Source organism: Streptomyces sp. NPDC006476 (genome assembly GCF_040612015.1).
GTDB lineage: Bacteria > Actinomycetota > Actinomycetes > Streptomycetales > Streptomycetaceae > Streptomyces > Streptomyces griseorubiginosus_B.
The window spans coordinates 13,216-31,324 of sequence record NZ_JBEXPK010000090.1 but is presented as its reverse complement, the minus strand read 5'-3'; the positions used below and the strand labels follow the sequence as shown (position 1 = coordinate 31,324).

Annotated in this window: 19 protein-coding genes and 1 riboswitch; of the genes, 15 read left to right on the top strand and 4 right to left on the bottom strand. The window is 69.7% G+C overall.

Translation table 11 applies throughout. The annotated features are described in order from the left end of the window. The 3 genes from ABZZ74_RS46285 to ABZZ74_RS46275 all read left to right on the top strand — a co-directional run. Positions 1-909: cbb3-type cytochrome c oxidase subunit I (locus ABZZ74_RS46285; RefSeq protein WP_356950141.1), on the top strand; the 909-nt coding region annotated here is incomplete at its 5' end. Further along, positions 906-1,304, top strand: coding sequence for a cytochrome c oxidase subunit 4 (locus tag ABZZ74_RS46280; RefSeq protein ID WP_208780653.1), 399 nt, complete (start codon positions 906-908; stop codon positions 1,302-1,304). The genes ABZZ74_RS46285 and ABZZ74_RS46280, both read left to right, overlap by 4 nt. A gap of 132 nt (positions 1,305-1,436) precedes the next feature. Then, positions 1,437-2,696, top strand: a complete 1,260-nt coding sequence (locus tag ABZZ74_RS46275; protein WP_356950140.1) for an Ig-like domain-containing protein — start codon at positions 1,437-1,439, stop codon at positions 2,694-2,696. Here ABZZ74_RS46275 and ABZZ74_RS46270 read toward each other — a convergent pair. Next, on the bottom strand, positions 2,693-3,097 hold the full coding sequence (locus ABZZ74_RS46270; RefSeq protein WP_356950139.1) for a hypothetical protein: 405 nt from the start codon (positions 3,095-3,097) through the stop codon (positions 2,693-2,695). The two genes, ABZZ74_RS46275 and ABZZ74_RS46270, sit on opposite strands and share 4 nt — an antisense overlap. 145 nt (positions 3,098-3,242) lie before the next feature. On the opposite strand from ABZZ74_RS46270, the gene ABZZ74_RS46265 reads away from it, so the two are divergent. The 7 genes from ABZZ74_RS46265 (at position 3,243) to ABZZ74_RS46235 (ending at position 11,062) form a co-directional block, all read left to right on the top strand. Continuing rightward, positions 3,243-3,863, top strand: coding sequence for a heme-copper oxidase subunit III (locus ABZZ74_RS46265; RefSeq protein WP_208780650.1), 621 nt, complete (start codon positions 3,243-3,245; stop codon positions 3,861-3,863). Positions 3,864-3,943: 80 nt separating this feature from the next. Further along, a complete protein-coding gene (locus tag ABZZ74_RS46260; protein ID WP_208780649.1) occupies positions 3,944-4,753 on the top strand; it encodes a c-type cytochrome in 810 nt (269 codons plus the stop codon). Beyond that, positions 4,750-5,805, top strand: a complete 1,056-nt coding sequence (locus ABZZ74_RS46255; protein WP_356950138.1) for a Rieske 2Fe-2S domain-containing protein — start codon at positions 4,750-4,752, stop codon at positions 5,803-5,805. Before ABZZ74_RS46260 ends, ABZZ74_RS46255 begins: the two co-directional genes overlap by 4 nt. Then, entirely contained in the window at positions 5,802-7,436 is a 1,635-nt protein-coding gene (locus ABZZ74_RS46250) for a cytochrome bc complex cytochrome b subunit (protein ID WP_356950137.1), read from the top strand. Before ABZZ74_RS46255 ends, ABZZ74_RS46250 begins: the two co-directional genes overlap by 4 nt. A 130-nt stretch (positions 7,437-7,566) precedes the next feature. Continuing rightward, positions 7,567-8,631 (top strand): anthranilate phosphoribosyltransferase, encoded by a 1,065-nt coding sequence (trpD, locus tag ABZZ74_RS46245; RefSeq protein WP_356950136.1) that lies wholly within the window; start codon positions 7,567-7,569, stop codon positions 8,629-8,631. Between the two features lie 75 nt (positions 8,632-8,706). Beyond that, a riboswitch (SAM riboswitch) is annotated at positions 8,707-8,823 on the top strand. A 146-nt stretch (positions 8,824-8,969) separates the two neighbouring features. Next, positions 8,970-10,331: an aminotransferase class V-fold PLP-dependent enzyme gene (locus ABZZ74_RS46240; protein WP_356950135.1), complete on the top strand. Its 1,362-nt coding sequence runs from the start codon at positions 8,970-8,972 to the stop codon at positions 10,329-10,331. An 11-nt stretch (positions 10,332-10,342) separates the two neighbouring features. Next, positions 10,343-11,062, top strand: coding sequence for a hypothetical protein (locus tag ABZZ74_RS46235; protein ID WP_356950134.1), 720 nt, complete (start codon positions 10,343-10,345; stop codon positions 11,060-11,062). A 9-nt stretch (positions 11,063-11,071) separates the two neighbouring features. Here ABZZ74_RS46235 and ABZZ74_RS46230 read toward each other — a convergent pair whose 3' ends face one another. Both ABZZ74_RS46230 and ABZZ74_RS46225 read right to left on the bottom strand, forming a co-directional pair. Next, entirely contained in the window at positions 11,072-11,353 is a 282-nt protein-coding gene (locus ABZZ74_RS46230) for an Lrp/AsnC ligand binding domain-containing protein (RefSeq protein ID WP_089101146.1), read from the bottom strand. Further along, positions 11,350-12,084 (bottom strand): rhomboid family intramembrane serine protease, encoded by a 735-nt coding sequence (locus tag ABZZ74_RS46225; protein WP_356950133.1) that lies wholly within the window; start codon positions 12,082-12,084, stop codon positions 11,350-11,352. Before ABZZ74_RS46225 ends, ABZZ74_RS46230 begins: the two co-directional genes overlap by 4 nt. Positions 12,085-12,240: 156 nt before the next feature. On the opposite strand from ABZZ74_RS46225, the gene ABZZ74_RS46220 reads away from it, so the two are divergent. From ABZZ74_RS46220 to ABZZ74_RS46200, 5 genes are all read left to right on the top strand, one after another. Next, positions 12,241-12,480: a hypothetical protein gene (locus ABZZ74_RS46220; protein ID WP_055541554.1), complete on the top strand. Its 240-nt coding sequence runs from the start codon at positions 12,241-12,243 to the stop codon at positions 12,478-12,480. Between the two features lie 36 nt (positions 12,481-12,516). After that, positions 12,517-13,860 (top strand): NYN domain-containing protein, encoded by a 1,344-nt coding sequence (locus tag ABZZ74_RS46215; RefSeq protein ID WP_356950132.1) that lies wholly within the window; start codon positions 12,517-12,519, stop codon positions 13,858-13,860. A 210-nt stretch (positions 13,861-14,070) separates the two neighbouring features. Further along, on the top strand, positions 14,071-15,108 hold the full coding sequence (locus ABZZ74_RS46210) for an NlpC/P60 family protein (RefSeq protein WP_356950131.1): 1,038 nt from the start codon (positions 14,071-14,073) through the stop codon (positions 15,106-15,108). Between the two features lie 206 nt (positions 15,109-15,314). Further along, on the top strand, positions 15,315-16,331 hold the full coding sequence (locus ABZZ74_RS46205) for an NlpC/P60 family protein (protein ID WP_356950130.1): 1,017 nt from the start codon (positions 15,315-15,317) through the stop codon (positions 16,329-16,331). 33 nt (positions 16,332-16,364) lie between these two features. Beyond that, positions 16,365-17,558 carry a hypothetical protein gene (locus ABZZ74_RS46200; protein ID WP_356950129.1) on the top strand — a complete coding sequence of 398 codons (1,194 nt, stop codon included), beginning with the start codon at positions 16,365-16,367 and terminating at the stop codon, positions 17,556-17,558. Here ABZZ74_RS46200 and ABZZ74_RS46195 read toward each other — a convergent pair. After that, positions 17,546-18,076, bottom strand: coding sequence for a PadR family transcriptional regulator (locus ABZZ74_RS46195; RefSeq protein WP_356950128.1), 531 nt, complete (start codon positions 18,074-18,076; stop codon positions 17,546-17,548). The genes ABZZ74_RS46200 and ABZZ74_RS46195 overlap by 13 nt on opposite strands. Positions 18,077-18,109 lie beyond the last annotated feature (33 nt).

Genomic DNA, 18,109 nt, shown 5'->3' with positions numbered 1-18,109 from the left:
CCGTTCTTCGGCATCATCTCCGAGGTCATCCCGGTCTTCTCGCGCAAGCCGATGTTCGGCTACATGGGCCTGATCGGCGCGACCATCGCCATCGCCGGCCTGTCGGTGACGGTGTGGGCGCACCACATGTACGTCACCGGCGGTGTGCTGCTGCCGTTCTTCTCCTTCATGACCTTCCTCATCGCCGTCCCGACCGGCGTGAAGTTCTTCAACTGGATCGGCACGATGTGGAAGGGCAGTCTGTCCTTCGAGACACCGATGCTCTGGGCGACCGGCTTCCTCATCACCTTCACCTTCGGTGGTCTGACCGGCGTCATCCTGGCCTCGCCGCCGATGGACTTCCACGTCTCCGACTCGTACTTCGTGGTGGCGCATTTCCACTACGTCGTCTTCGGCACCGTGGTGTTCGCGATGTTCTCCGGCTTCCACTTCTGGTGGCCGAAGATGACCGGCAAGATGCTCGACGAGCGGCTCGGCAAGATCACGTTCTGGACGCTGTTCATCGGCTTCCACACCACGTTCCTGGTGCAGCACTGGCTGGGCGCCGAGGGCATGCCGCGTCGGTACGCCGACTACCTGGCGGCCGACGGCTTCACCGCGCTGAACACGGTCTCCACGATCGGCTCGTTCCTGCTCGGTCTGTCGATCCTGCCGTTCCTCTACAACGTGTGGAAGACGGCCAAGTACGGCAAGCCGGTCGGCGTCGACGACCCGTGGGGCTACGGCCGCTCGCTCGAGTGGGCGACCTCCTGCCCGCCGCCGCGGCACAACTTCCTCACCCTGCCGCGGATCCGCAGCGAATCCCCGGCGTTCGACCTGCACCACCCCGAGATCGCGGCCCTCGACCAGCTGGAGAACGCGCCTCACGGTGACAAGGCCCTCGCTGGTGGCAAGGAGGCCGGCAAGTGAAGATCCAGGGCAAGATGTTCATGTGGCTGAGCGTCTTCGTGCTCGTCATGGCGGTCGTCTATGGCGTGTGGTCGAAGGAGCCGGCCGGTACCACGGCCCTCTTCCTGGCCTTCGGTCTGTGCATCATGGTCGGCTTCTACCTGGGCTTCACCGCCCGGCGGGTCGACGCGGGTGCGATGGACAACAAGGAGGCGGACGTCGCGGACGACGCCGGCGAGGTCGGGTTCTTCAGCCCGCACAGCTGGCAGCCGCTCGCCCTCGGCGTCGGTGGCGCGCTGGCCTTCCTGTCGGTCGCGATCGGCTGGTGGCTGCTGTACTTCTCGGCGCCGGTGATCCTGGTCGGCCTTTACGGCTGGGTCTTCGAGTACTACCGCGGTGAGAACCGCACCCAGTAGCACGCGCTGAGCGGTTCTGGAGCCCGGACACTCCGTCAGGAGCGTCCGGGCTCCTGCGTTTGCCGCAATGTGCGTCCCCCGTACGAGTCACCCAGCGCGCCATGATTGACGCCGCTCCCTAGCGTCGAAGTCATGAACAGCACTCCGCGCACCCGCACCGTCGTCAGCTGCACGCTGCTGGTGATCGCCCTCGGCGCGGGCGGCACCGCTTGCAGCGGCGGCAACCCGCTGACCGACAAGCCGTACGACGCGTCGGACCAGATCTCCTTCAACGGCCCCACCGGCGAGGGCAAGAAGGCCGACCCGGACAAGCCCCTCGAGGTCACCGCCGACGACGGCGACGGCCGTATCACGGACGTCGTCGCCATGGACGCCACCGGCCGCTATGTGACGGGCGAACTCTCGGCCGACGGCACCCGCTGGCACAGCACCTCCCCGCTGGCCGCCGACGCCCACTACACGGTGCGGGTGAGCACCGAGGACGAGGACGGGGCGCCCGGCCGCAAGGTGCTCTCCTTCGACACCAGCAAGCCCACCACCAAGAAGCGGCTGAAGGTCACCTTCGGTCCCGACTCGGGCACGTACGGCGTGGGCCAGCCGGTCACCGCCAAGCTGGACCAGCCCGTCAAGGACAAGGCGCAGCGGGCCGTCGTCGAACGCGCCCTCAGGGTCGACTCGGTGCCCGCCGTGCAGGGCGCCTGGTACTGGGTGGACGACAAGGAGCTCCACTACCGTCCCAAGGACTACTGGCCCGCGCACGCGACCGTGAGCGTGCGCAGCGACCTGGCCGGCGTGAAGATCGGCGACCGGCTGTGGGGCGACAAGTCCAAGCCGCTGAAGCTGAGCATCGGCGACCGGGTCGTCGCCGTCACCGACGCCTCCTCCCACTCCCTGGCGTTCTACAAGAACGACGAGGAGATCAAGGAGATCCCGGTCACCACCGGAAAGCCGGGCTTCGACACCCGCAACGGCGTCAAGGTGGTGCTGGGCAAGGAGTACTTCGTACGTATGCGCAGCGCCACCGTCGGCATCGCCGAGGGCTCCGCGGACTCCTACGACCTGCCCGTCTACTACGCCACCCGTCTCACCTGGAGCGGCGAGTACGTGCACGCGGCCCCCTGGTCCACCGGCTCACAGGGCTACGCGAACGTCTCCCACGGCTGCACCGGCATGAGCACCGCCAACGCCGAGTGGTTCTTCGACAACATCCATGAGGGCGACGTCGTCAAGGTCGTGAACTCGAACGGCAACACCATGGAGCCGTTCGGCAACGGCTTCGGCGACTGGAACCTCGACTGGAAGAAGTGGCGCACCGGCAGCGCCCTGGTCGCGGACACCCTGGACGCGCCGAGCCCTGCGGAACGGGCCCGGCTGCGTCCGCAGAGCGTCTAGGCGCTCTGCTGAAGGCTCTTGCGCCGCAGTAGGCCCGCCAGCGCCGAGGCGAACTCCACCGGGTCCACAGGGAGCGTCACAGCGGCGTCCGCCCGGCTCCAGGTCGCGAGCCACGCGTCCTGGGGGCGGCCGATCAGCAGCAGCACCGGCGGGCAGTTGAAGACCTCGTCCTTGATCTGCCGGCACACGCCCATGCCGCCCATCGGCACGGCCTCGCCGTCCAGCACACAGACGTCGATACCGCCCTTGTCCAGCTCGCTGAGGACGGCGGCCGGGGTCGCGCACTCGACGAACTCCACGACGGGAACGTCCGGCGCCGGCCTGCGCCCGGTAGCCAACCGGACCTGTTCGCGGGTGGTGGAGTCGTCGCTGTAGACCAGCACCGTGGCGGTCGGCTGCATTGTTCCTCCGAGACGTCTGCGTCGTGCGGAAAGGCCCGTTGCGGCGGATGTTACTCCGTTCAACACCACGTCAACCACGGTATGAACCGGAGCAACACTCCGAACGGCACCCCCCGGAGTGAGGGCGGGATAAGCGACCGACATAATGTCGGTCGTGGCGACAGCAACGACAGTAGATACCGGGCACGCGCACCCGTCGGTCAACCGGCCGAACCTCACCAGCGTCGGAACCATCATCTGGCTGAGTTCCGAGCTGATGTTCTTCGCGGCCCTCTTCGCGATGTACTTCACCCTGCGATCGGTGACCGGTCCGGATCACTGGAAGGAGATGGCGAGCCATCTCAACCTTCCGTTCTCCGCGACCAACACCACGATCCTGGTGCTCTCCTCCCTCACCTGCCAGCTCGGTGTCTTCGCCGCCGAGCGCGGGGACGTGAAGAAGCTCCGGGGCTGGTTCATCGTCACCTTCATCATGGGTGCGATCTTCATCGGCGGTCAGATCTACGAGTACACGGAGCTGGTGAAGAAGGACGGGCTCTCCCTGTCCTCCGACCCGTACGGCTCGGTGTTCTACCTGACCACCGGCTTCCACGGCATGCACGTGACAGGCGGCCTCATCGCCTTCCTGTTCGTCCTCGGCCGCACCTACGCGGCCAAGAGGTTCACGCACGAACAGGCGACCGCGGCCATCGTCGTGTCCTACTACTGGCACTTCGTCGATGTCGTGTGGATCGGCCTCTTCGCCACGATCTACCTGATCAAGTAGCCGGGCCAGTTCCCGAGTGCGCCCGCGCGGCGCACATCCCAGAAGCATCGACGCAGAAGATCCTGACACCGGGGTAATCCGTGAAAAAGCTCTCCGCACGACGACGCCATCCGCTGGCGGCGGTCGTCGTCCTCCTCCTCGCGCTGGCGGCCACTGGGGGGCTGTACGCCACGCTCGCGCCCGCGAGCCAGGCGAAGGCCGACGACACCGCCCAGTCCCTCGCCATCGACGAGGGCAAGAAGCTCTACTCCGTGGGCTGCGCTACGTGCCACGGAACCGGTGGGCAGGGGTCCTCCGACGGTCCGAGTCTCGTCGGCGTGGGCGCCGCGGCCGTCGACTTCCAGGTCGGCACCGGCCGTATGCCGGCCCAGCAGCCGGGCGCTCAGATCCCGCGCAAGAAGGTCATCTACACGCAGGCCCAGATCGACCAGCTCGCGGCGTACATCGCCTCGCTGGGCGCCGGTCCGTCCATCCCCACGAAGGCGGAGTACGGCCCGGACGGTGCCGACATCGCCAAGGGCGGCGAGCTGTTCCGCACCAACTGCGCGCAGTGCCACAATTTCACCGGCAAGGGTGGTGCGCTGACGCACGGCAAGTTCGCGCCGAGCCTCGAGGGCGTCGCGCCGAAGCACATCTACGAGGCCATGCAGACCGGCCCGCAGAACATGCCGTCGTTCCCCGACACCACGCTGACCGAGCAGAACAAGAAGGACATCATCGCGTACCTGAACGCGGTCAACGGAGGCAACACCGAGAGCCCCGGCGGTCTTGAGCTGGGCGGACTCGGCCCGGTCTCCGAAGGCCTGTTCGCCTGGATCTTCGGACTCGGCGCGCTGATCGCTGTCGCCGTCTGGGTCGCCGCTCGGACCGCAAAGGCCAAGAAGTCATGAGTAGCCAAGACATTCCAGAAGAGAACCTGCCCGCTGAGCAGGACGCGCACGGCGCGGTAAGCGTCGCGGACGACAAGGACCCCTTCGCGGATCCCGGTCTGCCCCCGCACGAGCACCGGATCCAGGACATCGACGAGCGGGCCGCCAAGCGGTCCGAGCGTGTGGTGGCCATGCTGTTCACGGTGTCGATGCTGGCCACGGTCGGCTTCATCGCCTCGTACGTGGCGATCCCGCACGACAAGGCGATCTACGTCTTCCCGATCGGCCACATCAACGCGCTGAACTTCGCGCTCGGCCTGACCCTGGGCGTCGCGCTGTTCACCATCGGCGCGGGCGCGGTCCACTGGGCCCGCACCCTGATGTCCGACGTGGAGATCGCCGACGAGCGGCACCCGATCGAGGCCTCGCCCGAGGTCAAGGCCAAGGTCATGGCCGACTTCAAGCAGGGCGCCAAGGAGTCCGCGCTCGGCCGCCGCAAGCTGATCCGCAACACCATGTTCGGCGCGCTGGCCCTGTTCCCGCTCTCCGGTGTCATGCTGCTGCGCGACCTCGGCCCGCTGCCCGGGACCAAGCTCCGCCACACGCTGTGGTCCAAGGGCAAGCTGCTCGTGAACATGAACACGAACGAGCCGCTGCGTCCCTCCGACGTCGCGGTCGGCTCGCTCACCTTCGCCAAGCCCGAGGGCCTGGAGGAGAAGGACGAGGACTTCCAGACCCAGATCGCCAAGGCGGCGCTGATGATCGTCCGGCTCCAGCCGGAGAACATCAAGGACAAGCGCGAGCTCGACTGGTCCTACGAGGGCATCGTCGCCTTCTCGAAGATCTGCACCCACGTGGGCTGCCCGATCTCCCTGTACGAGCAGCAGACGCACCACGTGCTGTGCCCCTGCCACCAGTCCACCTTCGACCTCTCCGACGGTGCCCGGGTGATCTTCGGCCCCGCCGGTCACGCCCTGCCGCAGCTGCGCATCGGCGTGAACGACGAGGGCTATCTCGAGGCGCTCGGCGACTTCGAGGAGCCCGTCGGTCCTGCATTCTGGGAGCGCGGATGAGCACCAACGAGAACACCGCCCCGCGGCGCGGCAAGGCGCCCGCCGGTGAGCGCGTCGCCGACTGGGCCGACGGCCGGCTGGGGATCTACTCCCTGGCCAAGACCAACATGCGCAAGATCTTCCCCGACCACTGGTCGTTCATGCTGGGCGAAGTGTGCATGTACAGCTTCATCATCCTCATCCTCACGGGTGTGTACCTGACGCTGTTCTTCCACCCGTCGATGAACGAGGTGGAGTACCACGGCAGCTACATCCCGCTGCAGGGCCAGATGATGTCCGAGGCGTTCAGCTCGACCCTGCACATCTCCTTCGACGTGCGCGGTGGTCTGCTGATCCGGCAGATCCACCACTGGGCCGCGCTGATCTTCCTCGCGGGCATGTTCGTGCACATGATGCGCGTGTTCTTCACGGGCGCGTTCCGTAAGCCGCGTGAGGTCAACTGGCTGTTCGGCTTCCTGCTGCTCGTCCTGGGCATGTTCACCGGCTTCACCGGTTACTCGCTCCCCGACGACCTGCTCTCCGGCACCGGTGTCCGCTTCATGGAGGGCGCGATCCTGTCCGTGCCGATCGTCGGCACGTACCTGTCGATGTTCCTCTTCGGCGGCGAGTTCCCGGGCGGCGACTTCGTGGCCCGGTTCTACTCGGTCCACATCCTGCTGCTGCCGGGCATCATGCTCGGCCTGATGGTGGGTCACCTGATCCTGGTCTTCTACCACAAGCACACGCAGTTCGCGGGCCCCGGAAAGACGAACAACAACGTCGTCGGCATGCCGCTGCTGCCCGTGTACATGGCGAAGGCCGGCGGCTTCTTCTTCCTGGTCTTCGGCGTCATCACGGCCATCGCGGCGATCGCCTCGATCAACCCGATCTGGGCCATGGGCCCCTACCGTCCGGACCAGGTGTCGACCGGCGCCCAGCCCGACTGGTACATGGGCTTCTCCGAGGGCCTGATCCGTGTGATGCCGGGCTGGGAGATCAACCTGTGGGGTCACACGCTCGTCCTGGGCGTGTTCATCCCGCTGGTGGTCTTCCCGCTGGTCCTGGTCGCGATCGCGGTCTACCCGTTCATCGAGTCCTGGGTCACGGGCGACAAGCGCGAGCACCACATCCTGGACCGTCCGCGCAACGCCCCGACGCGTACCGCGTTCGGTGCCGCGTGGGTGTCCTGGTACTTCGTGCTGATGATCGGCGGCGGCAACGACCTGTGGGCCACGCACTTCCACCTGTCGATCAACGCGATCACCTGGTTCGTGCGCGTCGGCTTCTTCGTCGTACCGGTCCTGGTCTTCATCGCCACCAAGCGGATCTGCCTCGGCCTCCAGCGCCGGGACAAGGACAAGGTGCTGCACGGGCGCGAGTCCGGCATCATCAAGCGCCTGCCGCACGGTGAGTTCATCGAGGTCCACGAGCCGCTCAGCCAGGAGGCGCTGCACACCCTCACGGCGCACGAGCAGTACAAGCCGGTCGAGATCGGCCCGACGGTCGACGAGAACGGTGTCGAGCGCAAGGTCAAGGGCTCCGAGAAGCTGCGCGCCAAGCTGAGCGAGGCGTACTACGGCGACGAGTCCCAGATCCCGAAGCCGACCGTCGAGGAGTACAAGGAGATCACGAGCGGCCACGGCCACCACTGATCGCTGCGGCTCGCCACGCCACGGCGGAAGGGCCCCCGTCCGAACACCGGACGGGGGCCCTTCTTCGTGCGCCGACCTGGATAGGGTGGGCCCACACTGCGTCACTTCTACGACACCCAGGAGCGGCCTCATGAGCGCTGTGACCCCCGCTGGAGGCGACACCGCGGCGGGCCGTTCCTGGCCCGAGGTACTGAACGCCCTGCTCTACGGCCGTGACCAGAGCGCCGACGCGACGGCCTGGGCCATGGACCAGATCATGCGCGGCGAGGCGACGGACGCACAGATCGCCGGGTTCGTCGTGGCGTTGCGCGCCAAGGGCGAGACCGTCGAGGAGATCACCGGCGTGGTCCGGGCGATGTACGAGCACGCGAACGTGATCGAGGTGTCGGGACGCACGGTCGACATCGTCGGCACGGGTGGCGACGGCGCGAAGACGGTGAACATCTCCACGATGTCCGCGATCGTGGTGGCCGGTACCGGCGCCAAGGTCGTCAAGCACGGCAACCGGGCGGCCTCGTCCGCGTCGGGCGCGTCGGACGTGCTGGAGAAGCTGGGCGTCAACCTCGACCTCACCCCGCAGAGGGTGGCCGAGGTCGCGGAGGAGGCCGGCATCACCTTCTGCTTCGCCGTGAAGTTCCACCCGGCGCTGCGGCATGTGGCCGCCGCCCGCGGCCAGTTGGGCATCCGGACGGTCTTCAACGCCCTCGGTCCGCTGACCAATCCGGCCAAGGTCAAGGCCCAGGCGGTCGGTGTCGCAGACCCACGTCTGGCACCCATGATCGCGGGCGTGCTGGCCGAGCGCGGCAACTCCTCGCTCGTCTTCCGCGGCGACGACGGCCTCGACGAGCTGACCACCACGGCCACGTCCCACGTCTGGATCGTCCGGGACGGCAAGGTCACCGAGGAGACCTTCGACCCCCGTGACGTCGGCATCGACCTCGTCCCGGTGGAGGCTCTGCGCGGCGGCGACCCCTCGTACAACGCGGAGGTCGCCCTGCGTCTCCTGGACGGCGAGAGGGGCCCGGTGCGGGACGCCGTCCTGCTGAACTCGGCGGCGGCCCTCGTGGCCCTCGATCCCGGTCCCGGCACCCTGGCCGAGCAGCTGCGGGCCGGCATGGACCGGGCGGCGGAGTCGATCGACTCCGGGGCGGCCAAGCGGGCGCTGGAGCGCTGGGTGGCGGCCAGCAACAAGTAGCCGACTCAAGGTCGCGGTCCCGTCATCCGGACACGGGTTGCGGGACCGCGATCACCTCACGTACGTTCTCTTCCAGGTCATGAGTGACAGTCATGAGGCCCCGGCCGACTGTCCGGCAACCCTCCGTCCGTGGCGGGGTGCCCCGGGTGAAGACCAGGCCGTAGGCAGCGAGGTCTACGGCAAGCGCGGATCCCTCACGCTCTTGAGATGAGCACAGCCCAGGGATCCTGGTCATCGAGGGAGTCTCCCGTGAGCAAGCGAATGCGATAGGGCCGCCGAGCCCCGCCTCCGCGCACCCACTTCTCACCTTCTTCTCTGCCTTTCACGGGAGTTCCCCCATGTCTGTCTCCACCGCTGCCTCCGTCCAGACCATTTGTGCCCCGCTGCCCGTTCTGGGCCGGGATGTCACCGTCCCGCTCGTGACGGGCGGCGAAGTCACCTATGCGGCCCTCGACTACGCGGCCAGCGCCCCCGCCCTGCAGCGCGTCTGGGACGACGTGGCGGCGTACGCCCCGTACTACGGCAGCGTCCACCGCGGTGCGGGCTACCTCTCGCAACTCTCCACCGACCTGTTCGAGAACGCCCGCAGGACCGTCGCCGAGTTCCTCGACTGCCGCGCCGACGACCAGCTGGTCTTCACCCGCTCGACCACGGACTCCCTCAACCTCCTGGCCCGCGCCCTCCCCGCCGACTGCCAGGTCTTCGTCTTCGAGACCGAGCACCACGCCAGCCTGCTGCCCTGGCAGGACGCCCGGGTCACCTACCTCAACGCCCCGCGCACCCCGGCGCAGGCCGTGGCGACCCTGGAGCAGGCTCTCGCCGACCGTGACCCTCAGGGCCCGGCCCTGGTCTGCGTCACCGGCGCATCGAACGTCACCGGCGAACTGTGGCCGGTCCGTGAGCTGGCCGCCGCCGCCCGCGCGCACGGCGCCCGCATCGTGCTGGACGCCGCCCAGCTGGCCCCGCACCACCCCGTCTCCGTCCGTGACCTGGACGTCGACTGGGTCGCCTTCTCCGGTCACAAGCTGTACGCCCCCTTCGGCTCCGGCGTCCTGGCCGGCCGCGCCGACTGGCTGCGCGCGGCCGACCCCTACCTCGCGGGCGGCGGCGCCAGCCGCAAGGTCACCCGCCGCGAGGACGGGGGAGTGGACGTGGAGTGGCACGACAGCGCCGCCCGGCACGAGGCGGGCTCCCCGAACGTGATCGGCGCCTACTCCATCGCCTCGGCCTGCAAGGCGCTGACAGAGGCCGGTTTCGACACCCTGGTCGCCCGTGAGCGGCACCTGATCGAGAAGGTGCGGGCGGGCCTGGCGGAGGTCCCGCAGGTGAAGGTGCTGTCCCTCTTCGGCGACGACGCGCCCCGGGTCGGCGTTATCTCCTTCGTCGTCGAGGGCTGGAACAGCTCCCACTTCGCCGCCGCCCTCTCCGCCGAGTACGGCATCGGCGTCCGCGACGGCCTCTTCTGCGCCCACCCGCTGGTGCGCACCCTCCTCGGCTCCGACCCCCAGACCCAGGGCGAGTGCGGCGCCCCCGAGGCCGCCCCCGGCGAGAAGTCCCTCAACGCGATCCGGGTCAGCTTCGGCGCCGGCACCCCCGACGAGCACGTGGAACGCTTCGTGAACGCCGTCCGGGAACTGGTGAGCGACGGGGCGAAGTGGACATACCGCACCGAGGACGGCCGCTGCGTGCCGGCCGTGTAATCATCCGTTGTGTGGGGATTCCGGCCGCGGTAGGTGAGTCGGCGTCGGCCGGGGAACTCGGGGAGCTCCTCGCGGTGGCCGTCGCGCGCCGTCGGCCGCGGCTGCTCCGTACGGCACCGGTGTACCTGTACGAGGAGGGGCTGGTGTCGGTGCCGGGGGCGCGGGCCCGGCGCTGGGAGCAGGTGACCCACTGGCGCTCCACGATCGACCTGACCCTGAGACGGGACCCCGAGCACGGCCCGCCCTGGTACACCTTCGGCCACCGGCACCTGGCGCGGTTCGCCGACGGCGCGGAACACTCCTTCGTCCTCGACGAGTGGCAGCTTCACGAGCCGGACGAGCAACGCGCCGAGAACGCGTCGATCCGCGCCGCCGTCCACCACGTGCGGCGACGGGTGGGCCGGGCGCAGACGCCCGGTCTGCTCGCCCGGATCGAGGAGGGCCGGCAGGTCTCCTTCGGCCCGCTCACGGCGGACGCGCGGGGGCTGTGGCTGCCGCGCGGGCGGACGCTCCTGACCTGGTCCGGCCTGGAGGAGCCCACACTTGCCGTCGACCTGCCGGACCCGTCCGTACCCCGGTCCTGGTGGGCGACGCGGCGGGACGCGAACCTCACGGTGCGCGGCGCCGACGAGGACGGCGTCCCGCACTCCGCAGACATCCCGGCCTGGCAGGTGGTGAACTGGGGCGCGCTGGTCACCCTCTGGGGCCGGCTGCACCGGCCCGCGGAGTAGGGCGGGGTGTCAGGAGTCCAGGCCGATCGCGAACGCGGCCTCCAGGTCGTGCTGCGAGTAGGTCCGGAACGCGACATGGGTGTCCGTGGCCTCGACGCCCGGGATCTTGCTGATGGAGCCCGGGATGACCTCCGCCAGGTCCTCGTGCTGCTTGACCCGGACCATGGCGATCAGGTCGTAGGTGCCCGTGACGGAGAAGACCTCACTGACGGAGTCCAGCGCGGCGATCCGCTCGGCGATCTCGGGGATCCGGTCCACGCTGGTCTTGATGAGGACGATCGCGGTGATCACGGCTGGTTCTCTCCCTCGGGGGCCGGAGCAGGGGCGGCCCTCACTCTAGTCGTACGGCGGAAACGGGCCCACGCGTAGAGGAAGCCCAGGCCGAAGCCCACCAGGTGGGCCAGATACGCCACCCCGGGCCCCTGGGGCGCCCGGCCCGCCGCCAGCCACTGCAGGGACGCCCAGAAGGGCAGGACGACCCAGGCGGGGAAGCGGAGGGGGAGGAAGAACAGGAAGGGCAGCAGGCTTGTCACCCGGGCCCCGGGGAAAAGGTACAGAAACGCCCCCAGGACCGCCGAGATCGCCCCGGACGCACCGACCAGGGACTGCTCGGAGGCGGCGTTGGCGGCCGCGTAGCCCAGCAGGGCCAGATAGCCGCAGCCGACGTAGAAGAGCGTGAACCGGATCCGGCCCATCCGTTCCTCGGCCATCGCCCCGAAGACGTAGAGGAAGAGCATGTTGCCCAGCAGGTGCACCCAGCTGCCGTGCACGAACAGGGCGGTCGCCGGGGTGAGCGCGGCCCGGGGCGAGCCCTGGAACAGCTCGGCCGGGACCACGCCCCAGCGGTGGAAGTAGGCGCGCTGCGCGGCGAGCAGCGCGTCCCCGGTGCCGTAGGCCGGGTTCAGCCCCGCCGCGGGCCCGGCCAGGAAGAGCAGACAGCACAGGGCGATCAGCCCGTACGTCACCGGTGCCGAGGGTGTGCGGAGCACTCTGCCGACGGTCACGTCCCAGTTGCCGATCATGAACACAGAGCATGACGTAACAGGACGCAGCCGCCCAGACCGCCTCGCCGCCGTGAACGCACCAGCGGTGAGTCGTCGGCAGGCCGTAGGGTTACGGCCACACGCTCCAGGGAAGCTGGGGCGTCACGGAGACTAGAAGGAAAGCGAACAGTCACGATGACGGTTCCCCTGCCGACCGCCACGACGCGGTGGCGCTGCACCCTCTGCGGCAACCTCACGCGCTTCGACGTGACCCGCTCGTCGAAGGTCGTCGAGTACGTCCACCTCGACCTGGCCGGAGAGCCGAAGGTCGAGGAGCGCGAGGTGGTCAGTGAGACCATCGAGTCGGTGCGCTGCCGCTGGTGCAACGCCGTGGACCAGGTGGAACTCGTGGACAGGCCGGGCGCCGGCTCCTGACCGGGAGCGGCCCCGCACAGTGATGGGGTGTGACGGATGGTGGAGACACAAGGCGGGGGGCCGGGCGACGGCGCCGCCGAGGTGCTCGACCGTCCGCTGCCCGACGGTGTGCGCAGAAGAGTCGTACAGATCGTCTCGGACGGGTTCGGCGGGCTGACCGTCGCGGAGCTGCCCGCCCAGCTGAGGCAGTACGCGCGCTTCGCGCCGAACCGGCGGGCCAAGTTCGCCGGGAACGCGATGGCGGCGGCGCTGGAGACCGATCCGCTGTTCAGGCAGCGCATCGGGGAGAAGCTGAGAGAGGCCCAGCCGGAGCTCGCCGGCGCCCTCGACTCCGGCTCGCCGCCCCCGGCCGCGGATCCGCTCGACGTGGCGGCCGCGGCCTATGTTCTGCGGCCCACCGGCTGGGTCAAGCTCGTCACCGCGGCCGGCGAGGAGGCCCAGCGGGCGGACGCCGAGCGGGCCGACGAGGAGAGCCGGGCCGAGCTGGAGCGGCTGCGCGAGGAGCTCACCGCCGCCCGCGACCAGACCCGCGCGGAGACCGAGCGGCTGCGGGCGGAGCTGGAGTCGGCCAAGAAGGAAGCCGAATCGCTTCACCGCAAGCTCCGTGCCGCCCTCAGCGACGTCAAGCGCGGCGAGGCCGCCCTGCGCAAGATCCAGGGGGAGATCGAGGCCGTACGGGCCGAGGGGCAGGCCCAGGTGTCCGCCGCGGAGAGTGAGACCCGGCGGCTCAAGGCGCGCCTCGGTGAGACCGAGGCGGCCCTCGAGGCCACGCGCAGAGCGGCGCGGGAGGGGCGCAGTGTCGAGGACATGCGCGTCCGTCTGCTTCTGGACACCGTTCTGGACGCGGCCCAGGGGCTGCGCCGCGAACTGGCGTTGCCGCCCGTGTCCGTACGGCCGGCGGAAACGGTCGACGCGGTCGAACCGGGACGAATGACCCCGAAGGACATCGCCGCGCGGGCGCTGTCCGAGCACGATCCGGCCGTTCTGGACCAGCTTCTCGCCCTGCCCCAGGCGCACTTGGTGGTCGACGGCTACAACGTCACCAAGACCGGCTATCCGCAGATGCCCCTGGAGAAGCAGCGCCTCCGGCTCCTCGGCCAGCTCTCCCAGCTCGCCGCGCAGACCGGCGCCGAGGTCACCTGCGTCTTCGACGGGGCCGAGCTGGCGGCCCCGGTGCTGCTGGCGCCCCCGCGCGGGGTGCGGGTGCTGTTCTCCAAACCCGGCGTCACCGCCGACGAGTTGATCCGCCAGCTGGTGCGCGCCGAGCCGCCGGGGCGGCCCGTCATCGTCGCCTCCACCGACCGTGAGGTGGCCGACGGGGTCGCCAAAGCGGGGGCGCGACCGGTCGCTTCCGCCATGCTTCTGAAGCGCCTGTCGTAAACGTCAATGTCCAGGGGCTATGCCCGATTTGATCGGATCGTCACGCAACGTAGCGTCAACCTGGTGTGACCCCATGTGAGTTGTGTGCAAAGAATGCATTGCGTGACGGGATTTTTTGGTGTGAGGATTTGATCTGATCACAGGAAGGTCACTAGGGTCTGGCCTCGAACCTCCGAGCGGGTGATCACTCAAAAGAAGGAGTTCACCTCCGTGGCGTCCCACCGTCGACCCAAGCAGCCGAGCCGCACGCGCGTGACCGTGCTCACCACCGCCGCTGCTGCCGCCGTTGCCATCAGCGCTCAGGCCGCCAACGCCGCGCCGAGCGAGAAGCCCTCCAAGGACGAGGTCAAGGCGAAGGTCGACAAGCTCTACGAGCAGGCCGAGCAGGCCACCGAGAAGCTCAACGGCGCAAAGGAGAAGGAGCAGAAGCTCCAGAAGGAGATCTCCACCATCCAGGACGACGTCGCCCGGGGCCAGGAGGAGCTCAACACCCTGCGCGACTCCATCGGCCTGGCCGCCGCCGCCCAGTACCGCAGCGGCTCCATCGACTCCTCCCTGCAGCTGTTCCTGTCGTCGAACCCGGACGACTACCTGGACAAGGCCTCCACCGCCGACCAGCTCAGCGCCCAGCAGGTCGAGGCGCTGAAGAAGATCGAGGAGAAGCAGCGCGAGCTCGCCCAGGAGCGCGCGGAGGCCTCCGGCAAGCTCAAGGACCTCTCCGCCACCCGCGCCGCGTTCGTCGCCCAGAAGAAGGCGGTCCAGGCCAAGCTCGCCCAGGCGCAGAAGCTCCTCAACTCCCTGACCGCCGCCGAGCGCGCGGCCCTCAACGCCGACCAGTCCCGCGCCAACCGCGACGCCAACGAGCGCGTGGACCTCGGCAACGGCACCGCCGCCTCCGGCCGTGCCGCCGCCGCCTTCCAGTGGGCGCAGGGCCAGCTCGGCAAGCCGTACTCCTACGGCGCCACCGGTATGGCCTCCTTCGACTGCTCCGGTCTGACCTCCCGCGCCTACGCCGCGGCCGGCGTCACCATCCCGCGCACCTCACAGGAACAGGCCAACGCCGGTACCCGGATCTACAGCGAGAGCCAGCTCAGGGTCGGCGACCTCGTCCTCTTCTACGGCGACCTGCACCACGTGGGCCTGTACGCGGGCAACGGCATGGTGCTGCACGCCCCGCGCACCGGCACCGTCGTGCGCTACGAGTCGATCGGCAACATGCCCTTCCAGTTCGGCGTCCGCGTCGGCTGACGCTCCGGGTGACGCCCGAACGGGCGAATTACGGCACCTCCCGCTGACCCCACGCCCCGCCCATGACCTGCGTCAGAGGCGGGGCGTCACTGTACGTACCCGCGAGGGTCTTTGGCCGACCCCCCACCGCGCGGCTACTGTCTGCCGCGTTTCCCCGCCGCGCGGGGAAGCGGTCCTTGTCGTCAGCGGAAGGAGCGCGGCTTCCCGTGGGGTCCCATCGCCGCCTTGTACCGACGTCCGGGTTCAACCGAGGTGCCGGCACCGCCCTGTGTGTCCTGTCCGCGGCGACCGCCGCCCTCGGCGCCGTGCCGGCCCACGCCGCGCCGCACACCGACATCAAGGCCGAGGTGGACCGCCTCTACGAGGAGGCCGAGAAGGCGACCCAGGCCTACGACAAGGCCGACGAGACCGCCGCCACCCTGCGCCGCGAGGTCGGTCAGGCACAGGACGGCATCGCCCGGCGGCAGCAGCGCATCAACACCATGCGGGACGCGCTCGGTTCGCTGGCCGGCGCCCAGTACCGTTCCGGCGGCATCGACCCGACCGTCGCCCTGCTCTTCTCCGACGACCCGGCCGACTACCTCGACAAGGCCTCCACGCTCGACCGGGTCAGCGTCCACCAGGCGGGCCAGTTGCGGGAGCTGCGGTCCGCGCTGCGTGAACTCGCCCAGGAGCGCGCGGAGGCGGCCGGCAAGCTCGCCGAACTCCAGAAGAGCCGCACGGCGGTCGCCGCCCACAAGAAGACCGTCGAGCAGAAGCTCGCCAAGGCCCGGCAGCTGCTGAACTCCCTGCCGTTCGGACAGCGTGCCGCCTACGACCGGGCCTCCCGCTCCGGAGGCGACGACATCCCCGACCTCTCGGGCGTCGTTCCGCCCGACGCCCGCGCGGCCGCCGCGATCGCCGCCGCCCGCTCCGCGCTCGGCAGACCGTACGTCTGGGGCGCGACCGGCCCCTCCGGCTTCGACTGCTCGGGCCTGATGCAGTGGTCGTACGCGCACGCCGGCGTCCATCTGCCGCGCACCTCGCAGGAGCAGCGGTTCGCCGGCCGGCAGGTCCCGCTCTCCCAGGCGCAACCCGGCGACCTGGTCGTCTACCGCTCGGACGCCAGCCATGTGGCGATGTACGTGGGCAACGGCCAGGTGATCCACGCGCCCTACCCGGGCGCCCCCGTGCGCTACGACCGCGTCAACATGATGCCGGTGTCCTCCGTCACGAGGGTCTGACGCCCCGCGCCCGGTCGGCCGTACGATCGGGAAGTGGCTGGTGGTCGTGGGCGGGTGTGGAGTTCGGGTGTCGTGGCGCTCGTTCTGCTGCTCGTCTCCCTGGTGGGCTGCGGCGGACAGTCCCCCGACGGCACGGCCAGGACGGATCTGCAGCGGGTCCTGGACCGCCGGTCCGCCGCCGTCCTCGACCGCGACCGGACGGCCTTCCTGAAGACGGGCGCGCTCGGCTGGTTCGAGAACCTCCGCGGAGTGCCGCTGGCCTCCTGGTCCTACCGCGTCACGGCCCTGCACCGGAACGGCGACGAGGCCACCGCGGACGCCGAACTCCGGTACCGGGTCCAGGGATACGACAACGCCCCCGTCACCGCCGGCCGCACCCTCACCCTCTCTCAGGGCTCGGACGGGCAGTGGCGGGTGGACGCCGACGCCCCCGCCCGCAAGTCCGCCCAACAGCTGTGGGACCAGGGCGAGGTGACCGTCATGCGCGGCAGGCGCAGCCTCGTCCTCGGCGTCGGGCAGTCCAGCGAGCGGCTGCACGTCTACGCCGACCTCGCGGACCACGCCGTCCCGGCCGTCAGCGGGGCGTGGGGCACCGACTGGGCCCGGCACGACTTCGTCCTCGTACCGAAGTCCGTGGAGGGCATGGCGGGACTGCTCGGCTCACCGGCCTCGCAGTACCGGGGCATCGCCGCGGTGACCACCGGCGAGGTGGGCGGTCCGCCGGACGCGCCCGCGGACCGGATCATCGTCAACCCGGACGCGTACGCCCTCCTCGGCACCTTGGGCAAGCAGGTCGTGCTCACCCACGAGACGACCCATGTCGCCACCCGCGCCCACACCACGGCCGCGACCCCGCTGTGGCTGTCGGAGGGTTACGCCGACTGGGTCGGCTACCTCGGCACCGGCCGCACCGCGATCCAGGCCGCGCCCGAGCTGGCCCGCTCGGTGGACGACGGACAGGTCCCGGCCGCGCTGCCGACCGACAAGGACTTCGGGTTCAGCGGGGACGCGACAAAGCTCGCGCAGGCCTACGAGGGCGGCTGGCTGGCCTGCCGGATGATCGCCGACCGGTGGGGCCAGAAGCGCCTGGGGCAGTTCTACCGGGCGGTGGGTGACCATCCGCGGCGGGCCGGCTCGGTGGAGGACGCGATGAAGAAGGTTCTGGGCACGACACCGGCGAACTTCACCGAGCAGTGGCGGGAGTACCTCAAGGCTCAACTCGGCTGATCCAGCAGGCCGATGGCCTCCCTGAGCCAGGCCCGCTCCGCCTCGCCCGTCGCCCGCGCCACCCGCAGCATGCCCTCCCGGAACAGATCCCCGGTCTCCTCCGCGCGCACGGGCTCTCCGTCGTCGTAGAAGAAGCTCGACGGCGTCTCGAGGAAGTCCAGGCGGCGGCGCAGGACGTCGGCCTGCTCCCGGCGGTCCGGGAGGTGGCGCAGGAAGGCCAGGACCGTGTTGAAGCGGACGTGGTCGGTGATCTCCGCCTCCTTGGGGTGTCGCAGGCGCTCCAGCAGGTCCTCGCGGCCCTCGGCGGTGAGGGAGAGGATGCGGCGCGGGGCCGCGCTCGCCCCGGGCTCGGTGTGCTGGTCGAGCTTGCCGGCGGTCACCAGCCGGGCGATGGCGGGGTAGAGGGCGCCGTCGCTCACCGGGCGGACATGGCCGCTCAGTGCCTTGATGCGCTCCTTCAACTCGTAGCCGTGCAGCGGCTGTTCGGCCAGGAAGCCGAGGATCGACAGTTCCAGCAACGTTCCCTCCTTGCGGGCTCCGTGCGGCCATGG